Origin of the sequence: Azospirillum sp. A1-3 (assembly GCF_023806445.1) — a bacterium.
Lineage (GTDB): Bacteria > Pseudomonadota > Alphaproteobacteria > Azospirillales > Azospirillaceae > Azospirillum.
On the sequence record NZ_JAMSLU010000008.1, the window covers coordinates 312,223 to 333,027 of the forward strand.

At 67.6% G+C, this 20,805-nt stretch carries 21 protein-coding genes; 6 read left to right on the top strand and 15 right to left on the bottom strand.

Translation table 11 applies throughout. The features are described from left to right. Window positions 1–114: 114 nt before the first annotated feature. Both M5E06_RS34410 and M5E06_RS34415 read right to left on the bottom strand, forming a co-directional pair. Window positions 115–870 (bottom strand): ZIP family metal transporter, encoded by a 756-nt coding sequence (locus M5E06_RS34410; protein ID WP_252142099.1) that lies wholly within the window; start codon window positions 868–870, stop codon window positions 115–117. Between the two features lie 3 nt (window positions 871–873). Then, window positions 874–1,851: a cation diffusion facilitator family transporter gene (locus tag M5E06_RS34415; protein WP_252142100.1), complete on the bottom strand. Its 978-nt coding sequence runs from the start codon at window positions 1,849–1,851 to the stop codon at window positions 874–876. 848 nt (window positions 1,852–2,699) lie between these two features. Here M5E06_RS34415 and M5E06_RS34420 point away from each other — a divergent pair. Continuing rightward, on the top strand, window positions 2,700–3,629 hold the full coding sequence (locus M5E06_RS34420) for a replication protein RepA (protein ID WP_109074722.1): 930 nt from the start codon (window positions 2,700–2,702) through the stop codon (window positions 3,627–3,629). A gap of 89 nt (window positions 3,630–3,718) precedes the next feature. Here the strand turns inward: M5E06_RS34420 and M5E06_RS34425 are convergent, their stop codons facing one another. Continuing rightward, window positions 3,719–4,567 carry a LysR family transcriptional regulator gene (locus M5E06_RS34425; RefSeq protein WP_252142101.1) on the bottom strand — a complete coding sequence of 283 codons (849 nt, stop codon included), beginning with the start codon at window positions 4,565–4,567 and terminating at the stop codon, window positions 3,719–3,721. A 114-nt stretch (window positions 4,568–4,681) separates the two neighbouring features. Here M5E06_RS34425 and M5E06_RS34430 point away from each other — a divergent pair, with 114 nt between their 5' ends. Continuing rightward, on the top strand, window positions 4,682–5,689 hold the full coding sequence (locus M5E06_RS34430) for a zinc-dependent alcohol dehydrogenase family protein (protein WP_252142102.1): 1,008 nt from the start codon (window positions 4,682–4,684) through the stop codon (window positions 5,687–5,689). A 125-nt stretch (window positions 5,690–5,814) separates the two neighbouring features. On the opposite strand, the gene M5E06_RS34435 is transcribed toward M5E06_RS34430, so the two are convergent. After that, window positions 5,815–7,005, bottom strand: coding sequence for an HPP family protein (locus M5E06_RS34435; RefSeq protein WP_252142103.1), 1,191 nt, complete (start codon window positions 7,003–7,005; stop codon window positions 5,815–5,817). Window positions 7,006–7,150: 145 nt separating this feature from the next. On the opposite strand from M5E06_RS34435, the gene soxR reads away from it, so the two are divergent. Continuing rightward, window positions 7,151–7,606 (top strand): redox-sensitive transcriptional activator SoxR, encoded by a 456-nt coding sequence (soxR, locus tag M5E06_RS34440; protein WP_109074726.1) that lies wholly within the window; start codon window positions 7,151–7,153, stop codon window positions 7,604–7,606. Between the two features lie 154 nt (window positions 7,607–7,760). Next, window positions 7,761–8,936: a D-alanyl-D-alanine carboxypeptidase family protein gene (locus tag M5E06_RS34445; RefSeq protein ID WP_252142104.1), complete on the top strand. Its 1,176-nt coding sequence runs from the start codon at window positions 7,761–7,763 to the stop codon at window positions 8,934–8,936. Between the two features lie 45 nt (window positions 8,937–8,981). On the opposite strand, the gene M5E06_RS34450 is transcribed toward M5E06_RS34445, so the two are convergent. From M5E06_RS34450 to M5E06_RS34480, 7 genes are read right to left on the bottom strand one after another with little or no spacing between them, the layout of a single operon-like run. After that, on the bottom strand, window positions 8,982–9,719 hold the full coding sequence (locus M5E06_RS34450; RefSeq protein WP_252142105.1) for a 2-keto-4-pentenoate hydratase: 738 nt from the start codon (window positions 9,717–9,719) through the stop codon (window positions 8,982–8,984). Beyond that, window positions 9,716–10,828 carry a LacI family DNA-binding transcriptional regulator gene (locus M5E06_RS34455; RefSeq protein WP_252142106.1) on the bottom strand — a complete coding sequence of 371 codons (1,113 nt, stop codon included), beginning with the start codon at window positions 10,826–10,828 and terminating at the stop codon, window positions 9,716–9,718. Before M5E06_RS34455 ends, M5E06_RS34450 begins: the two co-directional genes overlap by 4 nt. A gap of 12 nt (window positions 10,829–10,840) precedes the next feature. Beyond that, complete coding sequence (locus M5E06_RS34460) at window positions 10,841–11,779, bottom strand: 2-hydroxyacid dehydrogenase (protein WP_252142107.1); 939 nt, start codon at window positions 11,777–11,779, stop codon at window positions 10,841–10,843. A gap of 31 nt (window positions 11,780–11,810) precedes the next feature. Beyond that, window positions 11,811–12,599 (bottom strand): amino acid ABC transporter ATP-binding protein, encoded by a 789-nt coding sequence (locus M5E06_RS34465; protein ID WP_286209137.1) that lies wholly within the window; start codon window positions 12,597–12,599, stop codon window positions 11,811–11,813. A gap of 37 nt (window positions 12,600–12,636) precedes the next feature. Further along, a complete protein-coding gene (locus M5E06_RS34470; protein ID WP_252142108.1) occupies window positions 12,637–13,458 on the bottom strand; it encodes a transporter substrate-binding domain-containing protein in 822 nt (273 codons plus the stop codon). A gap of 35 nt (window positions 13,459–13,493) precedes the next feature. Continuing rightward, window positions 13,494–14,147 carry an amino acid ABC transporter permease gene (locus M5E06_RS34475; protein WP_109150975.1) on the bottom strand — a complete coding sequence of 218 codons (654 nt, stop codon included), beginning with the start codon at window positions 14,145–14,147 and terminating at the stop codon, window positions 13,494–13,496. Between the two features lie 13 nt (window positions 14,148–14,160). Continuing rightward, window positions 14,161–14,835 (bottom strand): amino acid ABC transporter permease, encoded by a 675-nt coding sequence (locus M5E06_RS34480; protein WP_109074732.1) that lies wholly within the window; start codon window positions 14,833–14,835, stop codon window positions 14,161–14,163. 318 nt (window positions 14,836–15,153) lie between these two features. Here M5E06_RS34480 and M5E06_RS34485 point away from each other — a divergent pair, with 318 nt between their 5' ends. Then, window positions 15,154–16,650, top strand: a complete 1,497-nt coding sequence (locus tag M5E06_RS34485; RefSeq protein ID WP_252142109.1) for an MFS transporter — start codon at window positions 15,154–15,156, stop codon at window positions 16,648–16,650. 42 nt (window positions 16,651–16,692) lie between these two features. Here the strand turns inward: M5E06_RS34485 and M5E06_RS34490 are convergent, their stop codons facing one another. From M5E06_RS34490 to M5E06_RS34505, 4 genes are all read right to left on the bottom strand, one after another. Continuing rightward, complete coding sequence (locus M5E06_RS34490; RefSeq protein WP_502802035.1) at window positions 16,693–16,929, bottom strand: antitoxin; 237 nt, start codon at window positions 16,927–16,929, stop codon at window positions 16,693–16,695. A 53-nt stretch (window positions 16,930–16,982) separates the two neighbouring features. Beyond that, entirely contained in the window at window positions 16,983–17,681 is a 699-nt protein-coding gene (locus tag M5E06_RS34495; RefSeq protein ID WP_252142110.1) for a TetR/AcrR family transcriptional regulator, read from the bottom strand. A 149-nt stretch (window positions 17,682–17,830) separates the two neighbouring features. Next, a complete protein-coding gene (locus tag M5E06_RS34500) occupies window positions 17,831–18,676 on the bottom strand; it encodes a universal stress protein (RefSeq protein WP_252142111.1) in 846 nt (281 codons plus the stop codon). Window positions 18,677–18,732: 56 nt separating this feature from the next. Further along, window positions 18,733–19,431, bottom strand: coding sequence for a TetR/AcrR family transcriptional regulator (locus tag M5E06_RS34505; RefSeq protein WP_252142112.1), 699 nt, complete (start codon window positions 19,429–19,431; stop codon window positions 18,733–18,735). A gap of 159 nt (window positions 19,432–19,590) precedes the next feature. Between M5E06_RS34505 and M5E06_RS34510 the strand changes: the two genes are divergently transcribed. Beyond that, window positions 19,591–20,793 (top strand): efflux RND transporter periplasmic adaptor subunit, encoded by a 1,203-nt coding sequence (locus M5E06_RS34510; protein ID WP_252142113.1) that lies wholly within the window; start codon window positions 19,591–19,593, stop codon window positions 20,791–20,793. The last annotated feature ends 12 nt before the right edge of the window (window positions 20,794–20,805 follow it).

A 20,805-nucleotide genomic window follows, 5' to 3' on the forward strand; every position in this document is an offset into this window, starting at 1 on the left:
TCCGATAATTCCCCTTCAGACTCCGGTGGCCCATAGATACGGCCGCGCGGAGTCTGAGCAAGTTGCCGGAACTTTGTCAATGGAGCCTGCGCGGAGTTGCCACAACAAACGCCCTCAGCCGCCCATCTTGGACAGGGTGAAGGCGGCGAGGAAACCGGCGACGGTGATGAAGCCGGCATAATCGTGGGTCGCCTCGAAGGCTTCCGGGATCATGGTGTCAGCGATCATCGCCAGGATGGCGCCGGCCGCCACCGCCTGGGTTGCCGCCACCACCGCGTCGCCCAGCCCGGCGAACACCACATAGCCCAGCCACGCCGCCAGCCCGGAGATCAGGGCGATGCCGGCCCAAAGCCCGAAGATATAGGCGGCGGATTTGCCGGCCTTGCGCATGCCGGCCGCGCTCGACAGCCCTTCCGGCACGTTGGAGAGGAAGACGGCGATGACCGCGACCATGCTGACCGCCCCGCCTTCGATCAGGCTGACGCCGATGACGATGGATTCAGGGATGCCGTCCAGCAGCGCGCCGATGGCGATGGCCAGCCCGTTATCGCCGCCGGAGTCGGACGCCTTCTGCTGCCCGCCCGACCGCTTGCGGTGCTTGCCGCCGGCTTTGGAGACGGCGACGTTGGCCAGCGTGTAGACCAGCGCCCCGCCGAGGAAGCCGAGCGCGGTGGCGATAAAGCCGCCACGCTGGATCGCCTCCTCCATCAGCTCGAAGGACAAAGCGGAGATCAGGACGCCGCTGCCGAAGGCCATCACCGCGGCGATCACGCGCTGCGGGATGTTGGCGACCCAGGCCGCCCCCGCCCCCAGCAAAAGCGCCGAACCGCTGAGCAGGCCCCACAGCCCGGCTTGAATCGACACTGGCATGGATCACCCGTTCCGGTTGGTTCCGTTGTCGGTCGGCACGCCCGCCGCCCGCACTTCGGTGAAGACGCGGCGGATTTCCGGGAATCGCTCCGTCACCCGCCGTTCGATACGGGCCAGCGCCTGCTCCACCTGCCCGGCGCTGACCTCGTCCCGCACATCCAGGCTGACGGTCACGATCACCACCTGCGGGCCGAGATGGATGGTCAGCACCTCGTTCACCTGGTCGACGGCTGCATCCTCCATCAGCAGGGCGCGCACCCCGCGCACGAGGTCGGGGCGGGCGGATTCGCCGATCAGCAGGCTCTTGGTCTCATAGGCGAGGAAGGCGGCGGTCATCGCCAGCACCAGCCCGATCAGGACCGATCCGATGCCGTCCCACACCGGCTGGTCCAGAACCAAGTCGGCCGACAGGCAGGCGGCGGCGATGAGCAGCCCGACAAGGGCGGCCGAATCCTCGAACAGCACGATGAAGACGGTGGGGTCCTTGCTGGCATGGACCGTCTCGATCACGCCGGCCTCGCCACGGCTGGCGTTGAAGGCACGCAATGCGATGGTCCAGCTGATCCCCTCCATCACGAAGGCGATGCCCAGCACGACGAAGTTGATCCAGGGCGACTCCACCTGCTGCGGGTGCAGGATCTTCTCCACCCCCTCATAGATGGAGACCACGGCGCCGCCGGCGAAGATCACCAGCGCCACGACGAAGGTCCAGAAATACAGTTCGCGCGCGTAGCCGAAGGGATGGCGCTCGTCGGGCGGCTTCTTCGACCGTTTCAGCCCGACCAGCATCAGCGCCTCGTTCCCGGTATCGACCAGGGAATGGACCGCCTCGCTCAGCATGGAGGCGCTGCCGGTGAAGACCGCCGCGACGAATTTGGTGACGGTGATCGCCAGATTTGACGCGATGGCGGCAAAGACGACCTTCCCCGATTCCCCGTCTTCAGCCCCGTCCGCCGATGCCGTCATCGCATTCCGCGCCATATCGCCCCCTCCGCCCGGCCGAACCCCAGGGCAAGACAACTCCGCCGCCGCCGCCCGGTTCCCTGGCGGCGGGACGCCTGAACCTTGGTGACGCCCCAACGGCGGTACGGCCGGCCCGGATTTGAACTTTGGTGACGCCCCCAGCCGGACCGACTCGGCAAGACTCCTGAACTTTGGTGACGCGGAGCGGTACAGCGGCGCTTCGGGGGTTTGAACTTTGGTGACGCCCTGGCCCCCGAATCGACTCGACCGGCCGTTTGAACTTTGGTGACGCCCGGACAGTGCGGACCGATGACGAATGGCGGGACGAGCCTCCACCCATCTCAGCGTCACTCCCGCGAATGCGGGAATCCAGCCATTTCAGCGGCTTAACCGGGGCGTTTCCTGGATTCCCCGCCTTCGCGGGGATGACGGAAATCCCATGCCGTCCGGCAGCCTGCGGACTGGGCCGCAGAACAGGCCCCTCGCAAAGCCCGATCTTACCCGCTGGAATCCTTGAACTTTGGTGACGCTTTGCAGGCCCCGCCACCCGACTCCGCCCCCGAATCGACAAGTCCAGCGTCACCAAGGTTCAAATCGCCAAGCGATCGACAGACCCGATTCGTCCACAGACCCCCGGTTTTTCCCCATGAACTCTGGTGACGCCATCCTTGAACTGTGGTGACGCGACTCGGACTTATCCCCTGAACCTTGGTGACGAATCTAATAGTTGGTTCCAAATAGCTTCCAATTAGCCTGCGTCACCAAGGTTCAAATTGCCTTCGGCGCGATCCGGGGTGTTGTATCTGGCAGGTTCGGTCACCGGCCCGTCATACGACGGTCATGGCGGCCAAAAGCGGGAGGTCGTCATGGGCAGCATTCATCGTTTGATCGAGACTCACGGACGCGACGGCGCGCTGGCCCTCGTTTCGGACGAGGAACGGCCCCTGATCGACATCGCCGCCGCGGTCCAGGCGGCGGAGAACGGCAAGCTTGGCATCACCTACGCCGGATTCTGCCAGACGGCGCTGCCCCACCGCCAGCTTCCCGACGACCAGCATTGGGAACGGCCGGGCCACAAGGTGAAGCTGGTGATCCAGCCCGGTGTGATCGAGGACCGCAACGGCGTCACCCGCCGAATCGGCGTCCCCTATGGCAGCCGGGCGCGCATGATCCTGCTTTATCTGCAGACCCGCGCCATCCAGACCGGAAATCCGGAGGTGGAGCTGGGCGGCTCCATGCATGATTGGCTGAAGCGCATGGACATTCCGATCTGCGGCAAGGCCTATCGCGACGTGGAAGATCAGGCCGCCCGCCTGTCCGCCTGCCATCTGACCTTCTTCACCGACGCCGACGGCGGACGGCGGCAGAGCAAGGAATCGATCGTCGCCGACGCCATCCAGCTGCGGCGGCCCGACGACCGCCAGGGGACCCTGTTCACCGAGACGGTGCGGCTCAGCGACAGCTTCTTCAAGGCGCTGCGCGAACATCCGGTCCCGGTGGCGGAAGAGGCGCTGAAGGCGATCAGCGGCAAGTCGATGGCGCTCGACGTCTACATCTGGCTGGCCTACCGCCTGCATTCGCTGGACAAGCCGACGCCGATCACCTGGGCGGCCCTGCACGGCCAATTCGGCGCCGGCTACGCCCTGGTCCGCCAGTTCAAGACCAAGTTCATCCCGAATCTGAAATACGCCATGGCCGCCTATCCCGACGCCCGTGTCGAAGAAGCGGCCGAAGGGCTGATCCTCTACCCGTCGCGACCGCCGATCAACGAGCGGGTGATGGCGCGCATCGCCTGATCTCCTGCGGACTCCCGCCGTTGAACTTTGGTGACGCCGGTCCCGCCGATTCTTGAACTCTGGTGACGCTGCGCATCACAGGCCGATAGTCACGAAAAGCGGTCGATCATCAGATCCAGCAGGGCGCGCAGGCGCGCCAACCGGCGGAGATCCTGGTGATAGCCGACCCAGACATCGCGTCCGGGCGGCGGTTCGCCGAGGTCGATGACCTGCAACCTGTCCAAGGCATCGCCGATTGGACGCGGCAGAACCGCCAATCCAACGCCGAAGGCCGCCATGGCGGCCTGGACGTCACGGTTGTTGCTGCGAAACGCGATGCGGGCGTTCGGCAGCATCCGCCGCAACCATGTGACATCCGGCATGCCGCCAAAGGCGACGTCCATCGTGACCAGCGCGCAGCCCGTGCCGTCACCGACCTCCGGCGGCAAGCTGCCGACAATCCCGTATAGGGCGTAGTCGATCCGGGTCAGCTTGCGCTGCACCACTTCCGGCTCCTCGAACGGACGGATGCGGAACACGAGGTCGGCCTCGCGCCTGGACAGGCTCAGCAACCGTGACTCGGTCAACAGCTCCACCACCACACCGGGATGGCGCTGGGTGAACTCGTGAATGACCGGCGTCAGCATGTGCAGGCCGAACCAGTCGGAGGACGACAGCCGCAGGCTGCCCTCCAGCCGTCCGCCTTGGCCGGCCAGTTCGCGTTCCAGCGCAAGGCTTTCCTCTTCCATGCGCTCGGCGTGGCGCAACACAGCCGCCCCTTCGTCGGTCAGCACGAAGCCGTCGCTGGTCCGCTGGAACAGTGTGTGCCCCACCGCCTCCTCCAGCGCGCGCAGACGACGCCCCATGGTCGGCTGGGTCTGTCCGACCCGCCGTGCCGCCGCGCCGAGCGTGCCCTCGCGGGCGATCGCCAGAAAAATCCGAAGGTCGCTCCACTCCATGGCGCATCATACAGAAATGAATGGGGTTCAAACAGTATCGTTGTTTTTCAAACATCCACGTTGGGCACATCCTTTGGGACATCACCACGAGGCACCCCAACAAGGAGCAAGGTCATGTCCCAGGATCCGAACAACACGATGCGCGCGCTGGTGCTGGATGCGTACGACGCCCCGTTCCGGCTGACCGAGGTCGCGCGGCCGGTGGCCGGTCCCGGCCAAGTGCTGGTCCGCATCGCCGCCAGCGGCGTCAACCCGCTGGACACCAAGATCCGGGCCGGCGCCGCCGCCCACGCGAGGCATCCGCTGCCTGCCATCCTCGGCATCGATCTGGCGGGCGAGGTCGTCGCCGTCGGACCCGGTGTCACCGCCTTCAAGCCCGGCGATCAGGTCTATGGCATGACCGGCGGCGTCGGTGGCCGGCAGGGCTCGCTGGCGGAGTACGCCGCAGTTCCGGCCGAGCTGCTCGCACACAAGCCGGTGAACCTGACGATGCGCGAAGCCGCCGCGCTGCCGCTGATCACCATCACCGCCTGGGAAGGTCTGGTCGACCGCGCCAATGTGCTGTCCGGCCAGACGGTTCTGGTCCAGGGCGGCGCCGGCGGTGTGGGCCATGTGGCGGTGCAGATCGCCCGTGCCTTCGGCGCGACCGTCTGGGCGACGGAATCGGTGGGGAAGCTGGCGCTGGTCGAACAGCTGGGCGCCACCGCCATCGATTACCGGGCGGAGACGGTCGAAGCCTACGTCGCCCGTCACACCCAGGGCCGTGGTTTCGATCTGGTCTATGACACCGCCGGCGGGCCGGTGCTCGACGCCTCGTTCCAGGCGGTGCGGCGCTTCGGCCATGTGGTCAGTTGCCTGGGCTGGGGGACGCATGCGCTGGCGCCGCTGTCGTTCCGGGCCGCGACCTATTCCGGCGTCTTCACCCTGCTGCCCATGCTGACGGGGGAAGGAATGGCGAACCACGGCGAAATCCTGCGCCAGGCCGCCGCCCTGGTCGAAGCCGGCAAGCTGCTGCCCCGTCTCGATCCGCGGCGCTTCTCGCTGGAGCAGGCCGACGAAGCGCACACCGCCGTGGGCGACGGCAGTGCCGGCGGCAAGATCGTCGTCGAGATCGCGCTCTGACTGTCGGGCTCGCCACCTTGGGCCGGCGGCCTGCTCGCACGCCGAACCGCCGTCACCAGAGTTCAAACCTCCCAGTCCCCCTCCGCTCCAGGGCCGGCGAAGGGGGAGGGGGCCGTGGCGAACCGCTAGGCCCGTCCGGCCGTCACGTCGCGCAGATAGCCGCGCGGCAGCGCTTCGGTCAGCCCGTCCACTCCGGTCTGCACCGCACGGGCGAGCGCGGTGCGGGCCAGCACCACCAGCAGGTCGGTCTGGGTGACCATGCCGAGGATCCGGCGGTTCTGGTCGACGATCACCACATCGTGGGTGCGGCCGTCGGACAGCCGGCCGAGCAGGCGGAAGACCGGCGTGTCGGGCAGCTCGGTCGCCGCCGGCGCCATCACGGCGCCGACGCGCGTTCCATGATGGGCGACATCACCGTGCGACAGCTGCTCGTGCCCGACGATGCCGACCAGTATGTTCTGCGCATCCACCACCGGCAAGGTGCGGAAGCCATGCTCCAGCAGCCGGGCGCGTGCCACCTGCGGATGGGTGTCCGGCGTGACGGTGACGAGGTCGCGCGACATGATCTCCCGGCAGCTGATGTCGACATGCAGCCGCTCCAGCGCATGCAGCTCGGCATTGACCAGCAGGGTGCCCAGATCGTCGCGGCTGACGTCCAGCGTCTCGGCCAGCGTGCGCAGCGCGTCGTCGACGTCGCCCTGGGTCAGGCCGGGGCGCAGCTGCGCCGGCGGATCGTTGGTGCGGTGGGTGTTGACCGCCCTGTGCGGATAACGGTGGCCCGACAGCCGATGGAACATCAGTCCGGCCGTCACCAGCAGGATGGAGTTCACCGCGACCGGGAAGAAGGCGAACTTGATGCCCATCTCCGTTACCGCCGGCCCGCCCAGCACCGCGGTCAGCGCGGCGGCGCCGCCCGGCGGATGCAGGCAGCGGGTCAGCGACATGGTGGCGATGGCCAGAGCCACAGCGGCGGCCCCGGCCAGCATCGGGTCGGGGATGACGCTGGCGACCAGCACGCCGACGACGGCTGACAGCGTGTTGCCGCCGATGATCGACCAGGGCTGGGCCAGCGGACTGGCCGGCACGGCGAACAGCAGCACCGCCGACGCTCCCATCGGCGCCACCAGGACCGGCGCGCTGGACATGAAGGTCAGCATGTTGCGGCACAGCAATCCGGTCGCGGCGATGCCCAGCAGCGCGCCGCAGCAGGCGATCATCCGGTCGCGCAGCGTGGCGCCCGGCAGGATCGGCCGGAACACAAGCTCACCCAATCCCGCCAAACGTTCCTGCAAGGCGGCAAACTTTCCCCTGCTCATTCGGTCCCCATCCCCCTCGTTGCACCATCCGGCCCGTTCGGGCAGCAAAGTTGGGCGACCCTAAAACCTCAACAGGACTTGAGGTCAAGCGGAAAAGCCGTCAGACTTGCGGGACGGAGGGTTGCAGGAAAGGGGAGGAACCGCAATGCTGTCACCTGAGGACTACGACAAGGACCTGACGGTGGGGGAGGTGGCGCGCCGCTCCGGCGTGGCTGTCTCGACCATCCATTTCTACGAGGCGCAGGGGCTGATCCGCAGCTGGCGCAATCCCGGCAACCAGCGCCGCTTTTCGCGCGACGTGCTGCGGCGGGTGGCGGTCATCAAGGTGGCGCAGCGGCTCGGCATCTCGCTCGCCTCCATCGCCGACGCGCTGAACGCCCTGCCGCAGGACCGCTCCCCCACCACCGCCGACTGGCGCCGCATGTCGGAGCGCTGGCGGGCGGAGCTGGACGACCGCATCGCCAAGCTGACCAAGCTGCGCGACAATCTGGACGGCTGCATCGGCTGCGGCTGCCTGTCGATCCGCGACTGCCCCCTGCGCAACCCGTGGGACGAGCTTGGCGACGCCGGCGCCGGCCCGCGGCTGCTCGACCCCGCCTGACCTTGGGCCCGCCTGACCTTGGGCCGGCCTGATCCTGCCGCTGTCCCACATTAAAATTGCGGCCCATACGAAAATAAGGGGTGAAGCCGGCGCGGCGATGGTTCATGGAAACGGCCGTCGAAAGAGCCATCCGTCACCTCAGAGGATCCGCAGGGTGATCGTCGCCAATCCGCCCCGTTCCGCCGCCCCGTTCCGCAGACCGCTCCGTCATCTGGCCGCCTGCCTGTCGCTCGCCGCCGCCCTCCTGGGTTCGGTCCCCGCCATCGCGCTGACCCCGCCGGACACGGCGGCCAAGCAGGCTTATCTGGTCGATCTGACCAGCGGGGAGGTGCTGCTGGACAAGAACGGCGAAACCCGCATGGCGCCGTCGTCGATGACCAAGATGATGACGGCCTATCTCACCTACGACGCGCTGGTCCATGGCCGGACGACGCTCGACACCGGCTTCCCGGTCAGCCAGACCGCCTGGAAGATGGGCGGCTCGCGCATGTTCCTGAAGCTGGGCAGTCAGGTGCGGGTGGAGGATCTGCTGCGCGGCCTGCTGATCGACAGCGGCAACGACGCCGCCGTGGCGCTGGCCGAGGGGCTGGCCGGCAGCCAATCCGCCTTCGCCGCGTTGATGAACGCCAAGGCGCGCGAGCTGGGGATGACCGACACCCATTTCATGAACGCCAGCGGCTGGCCGGACCCGGACCACTATACCACCGCCCGCGATCTGGCGATCCTCGCCAGCCACCTGATCCGCGACTTCCCGCAATTCTACCATTACGAGTCGGAACGGACCTTCACCTGGAACGGCATCCGCCAGGGCAACCGCAACCCGCTGCTCTACCATCCCGTCAGCGTCGACGGCATCAAGACCGGCCACACCGAGGTCGGCGGCTACGGCCTGACCGCGTCGGGCGAGCGCAACGGCCGCCGTCTGGTTCTGGTCGTCAACGGCCTGCCCAGCCCGCAGTCCCGCAACGACGAGCCGACGCGGCTGCTCGACTGGGCCTGGAACAGCTTCAAGCTCTACCCGCTGCTGCACAAGGGCGAGCTGGTCGAACAGGCGCCGGTGTGGATGGGGGCGGAGGACAGCGTCCCGGTGACGGTCGCCGACGACGTGACGGTCACCATGGCGCCCGCCGACCGCAACAGCCTGCATGTCGTCGCCACCCTGGCCGAGCCGCTGCCCAGCCCGGTCCATCGCGGCGACGTCGTCGGCAAGCTCCGCATCGACTATGACGGCGCCGTCCGCCGGACGGTCGATCTGGTCGCCGGCGCCGACGTCCCCGCCTCCAGCGGCCTCACCGCTCTCGGCCAACGGCTGGGGCATCTTCTGCCGTGAGCGGCGCTCCCTCTCCCGTCCCGGGAGAGGGCATTCTTTCCCCGCTCAATCGACCTTCAGCGTGATGGTGCCCATGGTGCCGTAGCGGGCGACCGACCGGCTGCCGGGCTCGACGAAGACGGTGCCGGTGCAGGATCCGGTGGTCACCACCTCTCCCGCATGCAGGCCGCCGAAGCTGCGGGTGCCGACATTGGCCATCCACACCAGCAGCCGGACCGGATCGCCGGCGCTGTTGCCGCCGACGACATCGACCTTGGTCTCGCCGTCGACCTCCAGCGTCACCGTTTCCTTCAGCGGGTCGAGCGAGCGCCAGTCGGCGATGGCCGGCCCGACGATGAGCGCCCCGTGGTTGAACTGGTCGGCCATGTGGCTGAGCCGGTCCTGGCTGCCGAACCCGGCGAAGCGGGTATCGACGATCTCCCAGGCCGGATGGACCGAGGCGACGGCGTCCAGCACCTCTTCGCGGCTGTAGGGCTGCTCGCGCACCGGCAGGTCGCGGGCGAAGCGGTAGGCGATCTCCGCCTCCACCCCGATGACCTGGAAGATCTTGGCCGGCAGATGGTCGGTGCCCTCGAAGACGGTGGCGGCGTTGATCGGCGCGCGGAAGGGCTCCGCGTCTGGCGTCACGGCGCCGACCTTCCAGGCGGTCACTGGACCCAGGCGGCGGGCGACGGCGTCCTGGATCGCATAGGCCTCCGCTTCGGTCGTCGGGCGATTGTCCAGCCCGGTCAGCCACTGGCGGGTCTCGCGCGCAGCGATCAGGGCCTCGACGGTATCGGTCATGGCAAGTCTCTGTGGTGAGGGGAAGGGGAGGGGACGCCGCCCAGGGAGTCGCTGGGAGCGCCGCAGGATTGGCGGACGACCAGTCGGCTCGGCAGGATGATCCGCTCGGGTGGACCTTGCGGGTCGGCGATGCGGCGCAGCAGCAGCCGGGCGGCTTCCTGCCCGATCTGCCTTGCGGAGGTGGCGACGGTGGTCAGCGCCGGCCGGCTGAGTGCGGCCTCCGGCACGTCGTCGAAGCCGGTGACGGCCAGATCGCGCCCGGCCCTCAGACCGCGCGCCTCCAGCCCCAGCATCAGGCCGAGCGCCACCACGTCGTTGTAGCACAGTGCCGCCGTCGGCGGTTCGGCCCGGTTGAGCAGGGCACCCACCACTTCGGCGCCAGCCCGCCGGGTCAGCGGGCAGCGCAGCACCAGATCGTCGGCCAGCCCATGCCGCCGCATCGCCGCCGTGAAGCCGGCATTTCGCGCTGCATAGGCGGAATGGTCCAGTGTCCCGCCGACGAAGGCGATCCGCCGGTGACCCAGCGAAATGAGATGCTCGGTCACCGTCTCCATGCCCGCCTGGTAATCCACGCCCGCATAATCCCGTCCCGGATCCGAGACGAAGCGCAGGGCCTGCACGCAGGGCAATCGCCAGCGGTCGAGCCGGTCGAGCAGCTCGGCTTGCGTCCCGGCGGCGGGGCAGAGGATCACCCCGTCGACATTGTGCTCCCGCATCCGCTGCAGGAAGCGGTCCTGGCGTTCCGGCTGCTCGGCGGTGTTGGCGATGAAGGCGACGAAGCCTTCGGTGTCCAGCACGTCGTCCACCCCCGCCGTCAGCTCGGCATAGAAGGGGTTGTTCAACTCGCAGACCAGCAGCCCGACCGTGTGGGTGCGGGCGGCGCGCAGGTTGGCGGCGCCGCGGTTGTAGATGTAGCCGAGCGCCGCCATGGCGGCCTGGACCCGCTCCCGCGTTTCCGCCGCCACCAGCGGGCTGCCGCGCAGCACCAGCGACACGGTCGAGCGCGACACCCCGGCATGGCCGGCGACCTCCGTCAGGGTGACGCTTTCCATCTTGCCGGTGGCCGGTTTGCTGCTGGCCGGTTTGCTGCTATCGGGCGCTCTGGCCACGGCGGCGGTGCCTCACACCACGGCGGTCGGCAGCGGCCGGCCGGCGAAGAAGGCTTCCAGATTGTCCAGCACCAGCTGGCCCATCGCCATCCGCGTCTCCACCGTGGCGCTGGCCTGATGCGGCTGGAGGACGACGTTGTCGAGGCCGTAGAAACCCTCCGGCACATTCGGCTCGTCGGCGAAGACATCCAGCGCGGCGCCGCCGATCCGGCCCTCGGTCAGGGCGGCCAGCAGCTCCGGCTCATCCACCACGCTGCCGCGGGCGACGTTGACCAGCAGCCCGTCCGGTCCCAGCGCGTCGAGCACGGCGCGGCCGACCATGTTGCGGGCGTCCGCCCCGGCCGAGGCTGCGACCATCAGGATGTCGCTCTCCCGCGCCAGTTCGACCGGCGAGGCGACGAAGCGGTAGGACATGCCGTCGCGCGGCTTGCGGTTCGTGTAGGCGATGGTCATGCCGAAGGCTTCCGCGCGCTTGGCGATCGCCTCGCCGATGCGGCCCAGACCCAGCACGCCCAGCCGCTTGCCGCTGACCTTGCGGGCCAGCGGCAGCTTGCCCTTCGGCCAGTTTCCGGCGCGGACGAAGCGGTCGCCCACCATCATCCGGCGCGAGGCGGCGATCATCAGCCCGATGGCGAGGTCGGCGACGTCGTCGGTCAGCACGTCCGGCGTGTTGGTGACGCGCACGCCGCGGCCGCGGGCATGCTCCAGATCGACCGCGTCGGTGCCGACGCCGTTGATGGTGACGATCCCGAGATTGGGCAGCGCCTCGACCACCGCCTTCTTCACGCCGGTCCCGCCGCCGGTGACGACGGCGCGCACCCGGTCGGCGACCTCGGCGATCAGCCGGTCGCGATCCGCAGCGGCGGACAGGCGGTGGACGGTGTAGGCCGCATCCAGAGCCTGCTCGATGGCGGGCATCATGGGTTCGACCAGAAGGATTTCGGGCTTCATCGCAATTCGTCCTTGGTGGAACAAAAAATCCTCAGTGAGCCAGGATCTGGCCGAGGAAGCTTCGGGTCCGCTCCGATTTCGGATCGGTGAAGAATTCCTCCGGCGTGTTCTGCTCGACGATCTCGCCACGGTCCATGAAGATCACGCGGTGGGCGACCGACTTGGCGAACCCCATCTCGTGCGTCACGCACAGCATGGTCATGCCGTCTTCCGCCAGCCCGATCATGGTGTCGAGCACCTCCTTCACCATCTCCGGATCCAGTGCGGAGGTCGGCTCGTCGAACAGCATCACCTTCGGGTTCATGCACAGCGACCGCGCGATGGCGACGCGCTGCTGCTGGCCGCCCGACAGCTGGCCGGGGTATTTGTCGGCCTGTTCGGGGATGCGGACCCGCTCCAGATACCGGATGGCGGTGGCCTTCGCCTCGGCCTTGGTCGTGCCGCGCACCTTCATCGGCGCCAGCATGCAGTTCTCCAGCACGGTCAGGTGCGGGAACAGGTTGAAGCTCTGGAACACCATGCCGACCTCGCGCCGGACGGTGTCGAGCTGGCGGTGATGCGGCCCCAGCTCGACGCCGTTGACGGTGATCCGGCCCTTCTGGTGGCGTTCCAGCTGGTTGATGCAGCGGATCAGGGTCGATTTGCCCGATCCGGACGGGCCGCAGATGACGATGCGCTCACCCCGGTGGACCTCCAGGTCGATGTCCTTCAGCACCTGGAAATGATCGTACCATTTCTGGACGCCTTCCATGCGGATGACGACATCCGCGCTCATCGCGGGCGCGACGCCGTCGCGCGTCGGCTCAGACGCCATTGTCATGGTCGTAACCTCCACCGGGGATTGCGCTTCGTTCGATTTAGGACTTGCTGGCGGTGACCGCCGCCGGCAGGTCGGTGCCCAGCCACTTCTGATGAATGGCGTTCAGCTCGCCGTTCTTCTTCACGGTGTCGAGGAAGCCGTTGACCCAGCCCATCAGCTTGTCCTGGCCCTGGCGAAGGGCGATGCCCTGCACCTGGCTCTTCAGCACGAACTTCATCTCGTAATTGGCCTGCGGCGCCATCGTCTTGATCTGCTGCGCCACCACGTTGCTGACACCCAGCGCATCGACCTGACCGGACAGCAGGGCCTGCACGGCGCTGGCGTCGTCGTCGAAGCGCATGATGCGGGCATCCTTGGGCGCCACCGCGCTCAGCGACTGGTCCTGCGTGCTGGCGCGGGCGACGCCGACGCTCTTGCCCGACAGGTCTTCAGGCTTCTTGACCGCCGACTTCTGCGGGGCGAGCAGCCCGATCTCGATCGCCGCATAGGGCTCGGAGAAGGCGACCTGCTTGGCGCGCTCCGGCGTGACGCCGAGCGAGGCGACCAGCACGTCGACCTTGCCGGTCAGCAGGTAGGGGATGCGGTTCGGCCCGGTCACCGGCACGATGTCGACCGGCACGCCCATGTGCTTGGCCATCAGCTTGGCGACGTCGGCGTCGTAACCGTCCGGCTTGCCTTCGCTGTTGGTGATGCCGAAGGGCGGGAAGTCGACCAGCATGCCGATGGTCAGCTTGCCCTTGCCCTTGATCTCCTCGACGCTCTGGGCGTGCGCGGTGGCGGTCAGGCCGCCAAAAGCGATAGCCGCGGCGGACATCAGGGCGCCGGCGACGACGAGGCGGCGGGTGACGGTGAAGGCCATGGGTGTTTCCTCCAAGTGCGAGTGTTTTTAGGGATTTAACGGGAAGGCGCGGCGTAGCGGGCTTCCAGACGCTGACTCAACAGCGACAGCGGCCAGCACAGCGCAAAATAGATCGCGGCGACGATGCTGAAGACCAGGAAGGGCTGGAAGGTGGCGTTGTTGACGATCTGTCCGGCGCGGGTCAGCTCGACGAAGCCGATGATGGCGGCCAGCGAGGTGCCCTTGATGACCTGGACCAGATAGCCCACGGTCGGCGGCACCGCGACCTTCACCGCCTGCGGCAGGATCACGTAGCGCATCAGGCCGGGATAGCGCAGGCCGAGCGCCGACGCCGCCTCCCACTGACCGCGCGGCACCGACTGGATGCAGCCGCGCCAGATCTCGCCCAGGAAGGCGCTGGTGTTCAGCGTCAGCCCTACCGCCGCAGCGACCCACGGGCTCATGTCGATGCCGATCACGGTGGCGCCGAAGAAGACCAGGAACAGCTGCATCAGCAGCGGCGTGCCCTGGAAGACCTGGATGTAGCCGGTCGCCAGCAAGCGCAGCGGCTTCACGTCGGACGTGCGGCCCAGCGCCACGAACAGCCCGACGATGCCGCCGCCGATGAAGGCGATGACCGACAGCAGCAGCGTCCATTGCACGGCGCTGAGCAGGAAAAGGAATTCGTTGTATCCGAAGGCGCGGATCATGGGGCAGCCTCCTTCAGCGCCGGTCGACGGTATAGGCGAAGGCCAGCCGGTAGATGCCGGCGAACAGCGCCGAGAACATCAGCGCCAGCACCAGATAGATGCCGGTCACCACGATGTAGATCTCGAAGCTGCGGAAGGTCTGCGACTGGATGTTGTTGGCGACCGAGGTCAGCTCGTCGGCGGAGATGGCGGACACCACGCTGGAACTCAGCATCAGCAGGATGAACTGGCTGGTCAGCGCCGGATAGACCGTGCGCAGAGCCGGCTTCAGCACGACATAGCGGAAGACCTGCAGCGGCCGCAGGCCCAAGGCCAGCCCGGCTTCGATCTGGCCCTTATGGATGGATTCGATGCCGGCGCGGATGATTTCGGTGGCATAGGCGCCGACATTGACGACCATCGCGATCAGCGCCGCCACATCCGGCGACAGCCTGAGGCCGATGCTCGGCAGCCCGAAGAAGATCAGGAAGATCTGCACCAGGAAGGGCGTGTTGCGGATGACCTCGATATAGGCGTTGATCAGCCAGCGCACCGGCTTCGGCCCGGAGGTCTTGCCGAGTGCGCAAACGATGGCGATCACCAAGCCGATGGCCATGGCGCCGAACGACAGCCTGACGGTCAGCCAAGCGCCGTCGAGCAGGTAATCCCACGACGCGAACACCGCGTCGAATTGAAAATCGTAGGTCACGGGCGTTCCTCCGCACCCGCGTCGCGCCGCCCTTGATGGCCGGCGTCGCGCGGATTGCCTTTGTCCGCTTGGGCTGTCGTCCGGGGAAGCCTCACCCGGACCGCCGGGACGCCGCGACGACGGCAGTCCCGCTCTCTCAGTGTTCGTACACGGTAATTGGATCGATCCAAAAGCGCAACGGGAAATGAGGAGTGCCGTGATGATTTGCAGCCCAGACATTTGATCGGGTCCAGCATGTGCGGAAACCTTCCGGCGGCGCAGGGCGTTTCACCGGACACCGGAACGCCACCCGACCGTCAGCCTCGAGGAGCCCCCGACATGACCGCAGGAACAAATGCCGTCACGGGCGCCGTCAGGAGCACCGCCGCGGTGAGCAGCCTCGTCCCCGCCCGGATGGACCGGCTGCCCTGGGCGCGCTTCCACTGGATGGTGGTGGTTGGGCTGGGTGTCAGCTGGATTCTCGACGGCATCGAAATCCAGCTGATCTCCGCCTCCGGCTACAAGGAAAGCTTGGGCATGTCGAGCGCCGAGGTCGGGTTCGCCGGCACCGTCTACCTGATGGGGCAGGTGGTGGGCGCGTTGGTCTTCGGCCGGCTGACCGACCGCTGGGGGCGCAAGAAGCTGTTCATCACCACGCTGGCGCTCTACCTGATCGCGTCGGGCATTGCCGGTTTCGCCTGGACGCCCTGGTTCCTCTATGTCTGGCGCTTCATCGCCGGGATGGGCATCGGCGGTGAGTATGCCGCCGTCAACTCCGCCATCGATGAGCTGATCCCCGCGCGCTTCCGCGGCCGGGTCGACATCGCCATCAACGGCACCTATTGGGGCGGCGCGATGATCGGCGCGGTCGGCAGCGTCTTCCTGCTCGACCATTCGCTGGTCCCGGAAAATATCGGCTGGCGCATCGCTTTCTTCATCGGCCCGCTGCTGGGCCTCATCATCATCTATCTGCGCCGGCACATCCCGGAGAGCCCGCGCTGGATGGTCACCCACGGCATGGAGGACGAAGCCGAGCGCATCGTCGACGACATCGAGGCCAGCGTGCGCGCGCAGGGACGGACGGTGCCGCCGGTCGATCTGAAGCGGGCCATGTGCATCATTCCGGAAGATTCGGTGACCTACGCCCAACTGGTCGACGTGTTCTTCCGGCAATACCCGTCGCGCACCTTCCTGGGCGTGACGATGATGGTGACGCAGTCCTTCCTCTACAACGCGATCTTCTTCACCTATGCCCTGGTTCTGCAGAATTTCTACCATTTCGATCCGTCGCAGACGGCGCTCTATTTCTTCCCCTTCGCTGCCGGCAACCTGATCGGGCCGCTGCTGCTGGGGCCGCTGTTCGACACGGTGGGTCGGCGGTGGATGATCTTCGGCACCTATCTGCTGGCGGGCGTGGTGCTGCTGGTCTCGGCCTTCCTGTTCCGCCAGGGGGTGCTGACGGCGAACACGCACACGATCTTCTGGTGCGTCTCCTTCTTCTTCGCGTCGGCCGGCGCCTCGTCCGCCTATCTGACGGTCAGCGAGATCTTCCCGCTCGAGGTCCGGGCTCAGGCGATCTCCTACTTCTTCGCCATCGCCCAGGTGGTTGGCTCCACCGGCCCGCTGCTGTTCGGCCTGCTGGTGGGGGAGGGGACCGAGCGCGACCCGCTGTTCTGGGGCTACGTGGTGGGATCGGTGGTGATGATGTTCGGCGGGATGGTCGCCCTGGTCTATGGCGTCGACGCCGAAGGCAAGGGTCTGGAGGACATCGCCGAACCGCTGACCAAGGCCAACCGCGACCAAGGCGTGGGCGAGGAGGCCGCGGAGACGATTTGAGGGCGCTGGGCGGTCACCAGGATGGCGTCGAGATGTGGCGCCTCAGAAAATGTTCTTGGGGACGGCAGCTCTGTCCTCGATCTCCGGGAACTCCTCGCCCTGCAGTTCCCAGCTTTCAAGCAGCGCCAGAAGCCCTTTCTTCCGAACCGGCTCGATGATCAGTCGATCCCCGTCGCGACTGATGAACACCGTATCTCCGGGAAGTTCGAACTCCACCGGAATGCGCACGGCTTGGCTGCGGTTGTTGCGGAACAGGCGAACTTCCTTGCGCTGCTGCATGTCGCGGCACTCCATGTATACGCCAATTACATGTGCCATGGACGCGGCCGAGGTCAATCGCGGGTCGTCCCCGCCACGCGCGCCCCGCTCAGGAACAGCCGCACCGCCTGCCGGACATAACGGTCCAGGTCGGGGATGGCCGGCGCGCTCTGCGGCAGGATCAGGCGGCGCATCAGCAGGTTGCCGGTGACCATGCCCAGGAAGGCCTGGGCGGCCACCGCCGAATCCTCGATCTTCAAGGTGCCGCTGTCCGACAGCCGTTGCAGATATTCGGCAAGGCGGCGGATGGCGTTTTCCGGGCCGATGTGGAAGAAAGCCTCGGCGATGTCCGGCACGCGGTCGCCTTCGGAGATCAGGATGCGGACCGTGCCGGTCGTCTCCTCGTTCAGCAGGGCCTTGACCAGATGCAGGGCGAAGGCGGTCAGCCCCGCCTCCGGCGTGACGCGGTCGTCGGCCTGGGCGGGGGCGAGGCCGGAGAGGATCATGGCGTTGTCCTCCTCCATGATCGCGCGGAACAGGCCTTCCTTGTCGCCGAAATGCTCGTACAGCGTGGCGCGGGAGCCGCCGGCCACGGCGATGATGTCGCTGAGCGTGGTCTTCTCGAATCCCTTCTCGATGAACAGCCGCCGGGCGGCGGTCAGGATGGCCTGCCGGCGCGCCATTCCGCGCGGTCCGCAGGTGGCGGGGCCGGCCACCGATGGTCCCGCAGTGGCTCCGGCGGCGACATCGGCCTTGTGGCTGCTGCTCGTCATGATGCGCTTTCCTCCGGCGCGGCGGCGCCCGCGTCCGGTCTGATTGTTCGTTCCACGCCATTGCGCGTGCGCGAATGTAGAACGTCTGCACCGGAAGGAGGGACCGGTGCGATTTGCAAAAAAGACGCAGGGGTCCCCCTTCGGCAACGTCATCGCGACAGAAGGATCGGCGTGTTCGCCTTTGCCAGAACCGTCCGGGTCGTCCCGCCGAACACGAACTCGCTGATCCGCGGCCGGCCATAGGCGCCCATCACCAGCAGGTCGGCGTCCACGGTGCGCGCATGGTCCAGCAGCACGGTGCCGGCATCGGTGCCGGGGCGCTGATCCAACACCACCTCAACCCCGTTGCGGGCCAGATGGCGGGACATGTCGGCCCCCGGATCGCCGCCAAGCAGCCCGTTCGGGCGCGCTTCCGGCACCACGACCAGATGCACCACGTCCGCCGCGCTCAGGAACGGCATGGAAAGCGCGATGGCGGTCGCGGCCTCGCGGCTGCCGTTCCAGCCGACGACGATGTGCCGGCCGATGCGGTGCGACGGCCATCCCGTCGGCAGAAGCAGGGTGGGGCGGCCGGAGGCGAAGATCACATCCTCCGACAGGCTGAGCATCCGCGTCGGCCGGGTCGGCCGCTGCGGCGGGCCGACGATGGCGAGGCTGGCATGGCGGGCATGAAGCATCAGCGCCTCGCCATCCTCATGGTCGGACAGGCGCCATTCGCCGCTGATGCCGGTGTCGGCGACGATGCGGTCGAACTGCGTCCGGGCCGCCGCCGCCGCGTTGCGGGTGGTGGTATGATGCTGGCGCAGCATGGCTTCCAATCCGCCGCCGCGGGCGAAGCCGCTGCCGGGGGACAGTTCCAGCCGGTTGACGACGAAGGTGGCGATCAGGTGCGCCTGCCAGCTTTGCGCCAGGGCGGCGGCATAGGCAAGCCGGCCGGCCCGCTCCTCATCCGCCTCGATGAAAACGACGATGTCCTTCGGCATTCCTGGGGGCATTCTACGGGCCTCTTGCTTGGCGGTCGGTTCGGGAACGTGGTCGGGTCGCAGTGCCGTCAGGAGGCCGACGGAGGCGGGGCGGCACCGCGAAGGAACAGACGGACGCAGGTGCGCACATAAGCCTCCACCGCCAGCATATCGACCGGCCGGTCGGGCAGGATCAGCCGTTCCATCAGGAGGTTGCCGGTCACCATGCCGCAGAAGGCCTGAGCCGCCGCATCGGGGTCGGAGACGCGGATCCGCCCTGCCTCCGCCAGTTGGCGCAGGCAGCCGGCAATACGCTCGCGCGTCCGTTCCGGCCCGGCGCGGACGAAGGTCTCGACGAGGGCGGGAATGCGGGCGCCTTCGGAAATCAGCGTGCGCAGGATCGCCGTCGTTTGCGGCTCCGTCAGCGCATGCATGATGTGCAGCGCGATGCGGACCAGCCGCTCTTCCGGATCGGCAACCTGCTCCGAAACACTGCCGGCGGGGGCATCCAAGGCGAGGGCGTCCGGTGCCATGCCGTCCAGCACCCGGGCGCAATGTTCCTCCATCATGGCGCGGAACAGTCCGTCCTTGTCGCCGAAATGGGCATAGAGCGTCGTGCGCGACCCGCCGGCGAGCCGCAGCACATCGCTGAGCGACGTACCGTCATAGCCCTTCTCGACGAACAGCGCCGCCGCGGCATCCAGCAGAGCCCGGCAGCGCGCATGGCCGCGGGTGCCCGTTCCGGCGCCGTAATCCACCCCCCTTCCATCCAGCCCCGTATCGGGCATTGCGGAACCCCCTTGCGCGCTGCAGCATTCTGAATGTATCGTCTGGTACACTGTACTGTATGAGACAGTACTAAGCAACGGGGATGTGCCGGACCAACCGAAGCCCGGCGTAGCAGGGAGACGGGTCCGCCGACGCGCGGCGCCGAGACGAGGAAAGAGATGTCCAGATCCAATCCATTCATGACGCTGGCCGCGGCGGCCTGCCTGATCGCGCTGCTCGCCGGCTGCAACCAGCAGAAGCAGGCGGGCGGACAGCCCCAGGGCGGCGGCCCGCCGGAGGTGTCGGTCCTCACCATCGAGCCTCAGCGCCTGACCGTGACCACGGAGCTTCCGGGCCGCACCGCCGCCTACCGGATCGCCGAAATCCGGCCGCAGGTCAGCGGCATCGTGCTGAAGCGCCTGTTCCGCGAGGGCAGCGACGTCAAGGCCGGCGACCAGCTCTATCAGATCGACCCCGCCACCTACGAGGCGTCGCTGGCGAGCGCCCAGGCCGATGTCCAGAAGGCGGAGGCCAACCTGCAGGCCGCCCGCAACAAGGCGTCGCGCTACGGCGATCTGGTCAAGAACAGCGTGGTCAGCAAGCAGGACTTCGACGACGTCCAGGCGTCGCTGAAGCAGAACGAGGCGCAGGTCGCCGCCGCCAAGGCCGCCTACAACCTCGCCAGCATCAACCTGAACTACACCAAGGTGTTCGCCCCCATCTCCGGCCGCATCGGCAAGTCGGGGGTGACGGAGGGCGCGCTGGTCACCGCCAACCAGGCGACGGCCTTGGCCACCATCCAGCAGTTCGACCCGATCTATGTCGACGTGACGCAGACCGCCTCGCAGCTGATGAAGCTGCGCGAGGATATGGCGACCGGCCGCATCCGCCCGGCGGAGCCCGGCAAGATCCCGGTGACGCTGTTCCTGAACAGCAACGCCAGCGGCGACGACACCGCCTACCCGGCGAAGGGCGAACTGCAATTCTCCGACGTGACGGTGGATGCCGGCACCAGCTCGGTCCAGCTGCGCGCGGTCTTCCCCAACCCGAACAAGGACCTGCTGCCCGGCCTGTTCGTCCGCGCCCGCGTCGAGCAGGGGGTGGCCGAGAACGCCATCACCGTGCCGCAGGCCGCGGTCGCCCGCGGGCCTGACGGCTCCGCCCGCGTCTGGGTGGTGGGGGCCGACAACAAGGTGAACCCGCGCACCATCAAGACCGAACGCGCGGTCGGCAATGTCTGGCTGGTGTCGGACGGGCTTGCCGTCGGCGAGCGCGTGGTGGTCGAAGGCCTGCAGAAGGTCAAGCCGAGTGCCGAGGTGAAGCCGGTGCCGGCCCAGAACGCCCTTGCCGCGCTGCCGGAAAAGGCCGCCTCGGCCCGCTGATCCCAGGACACC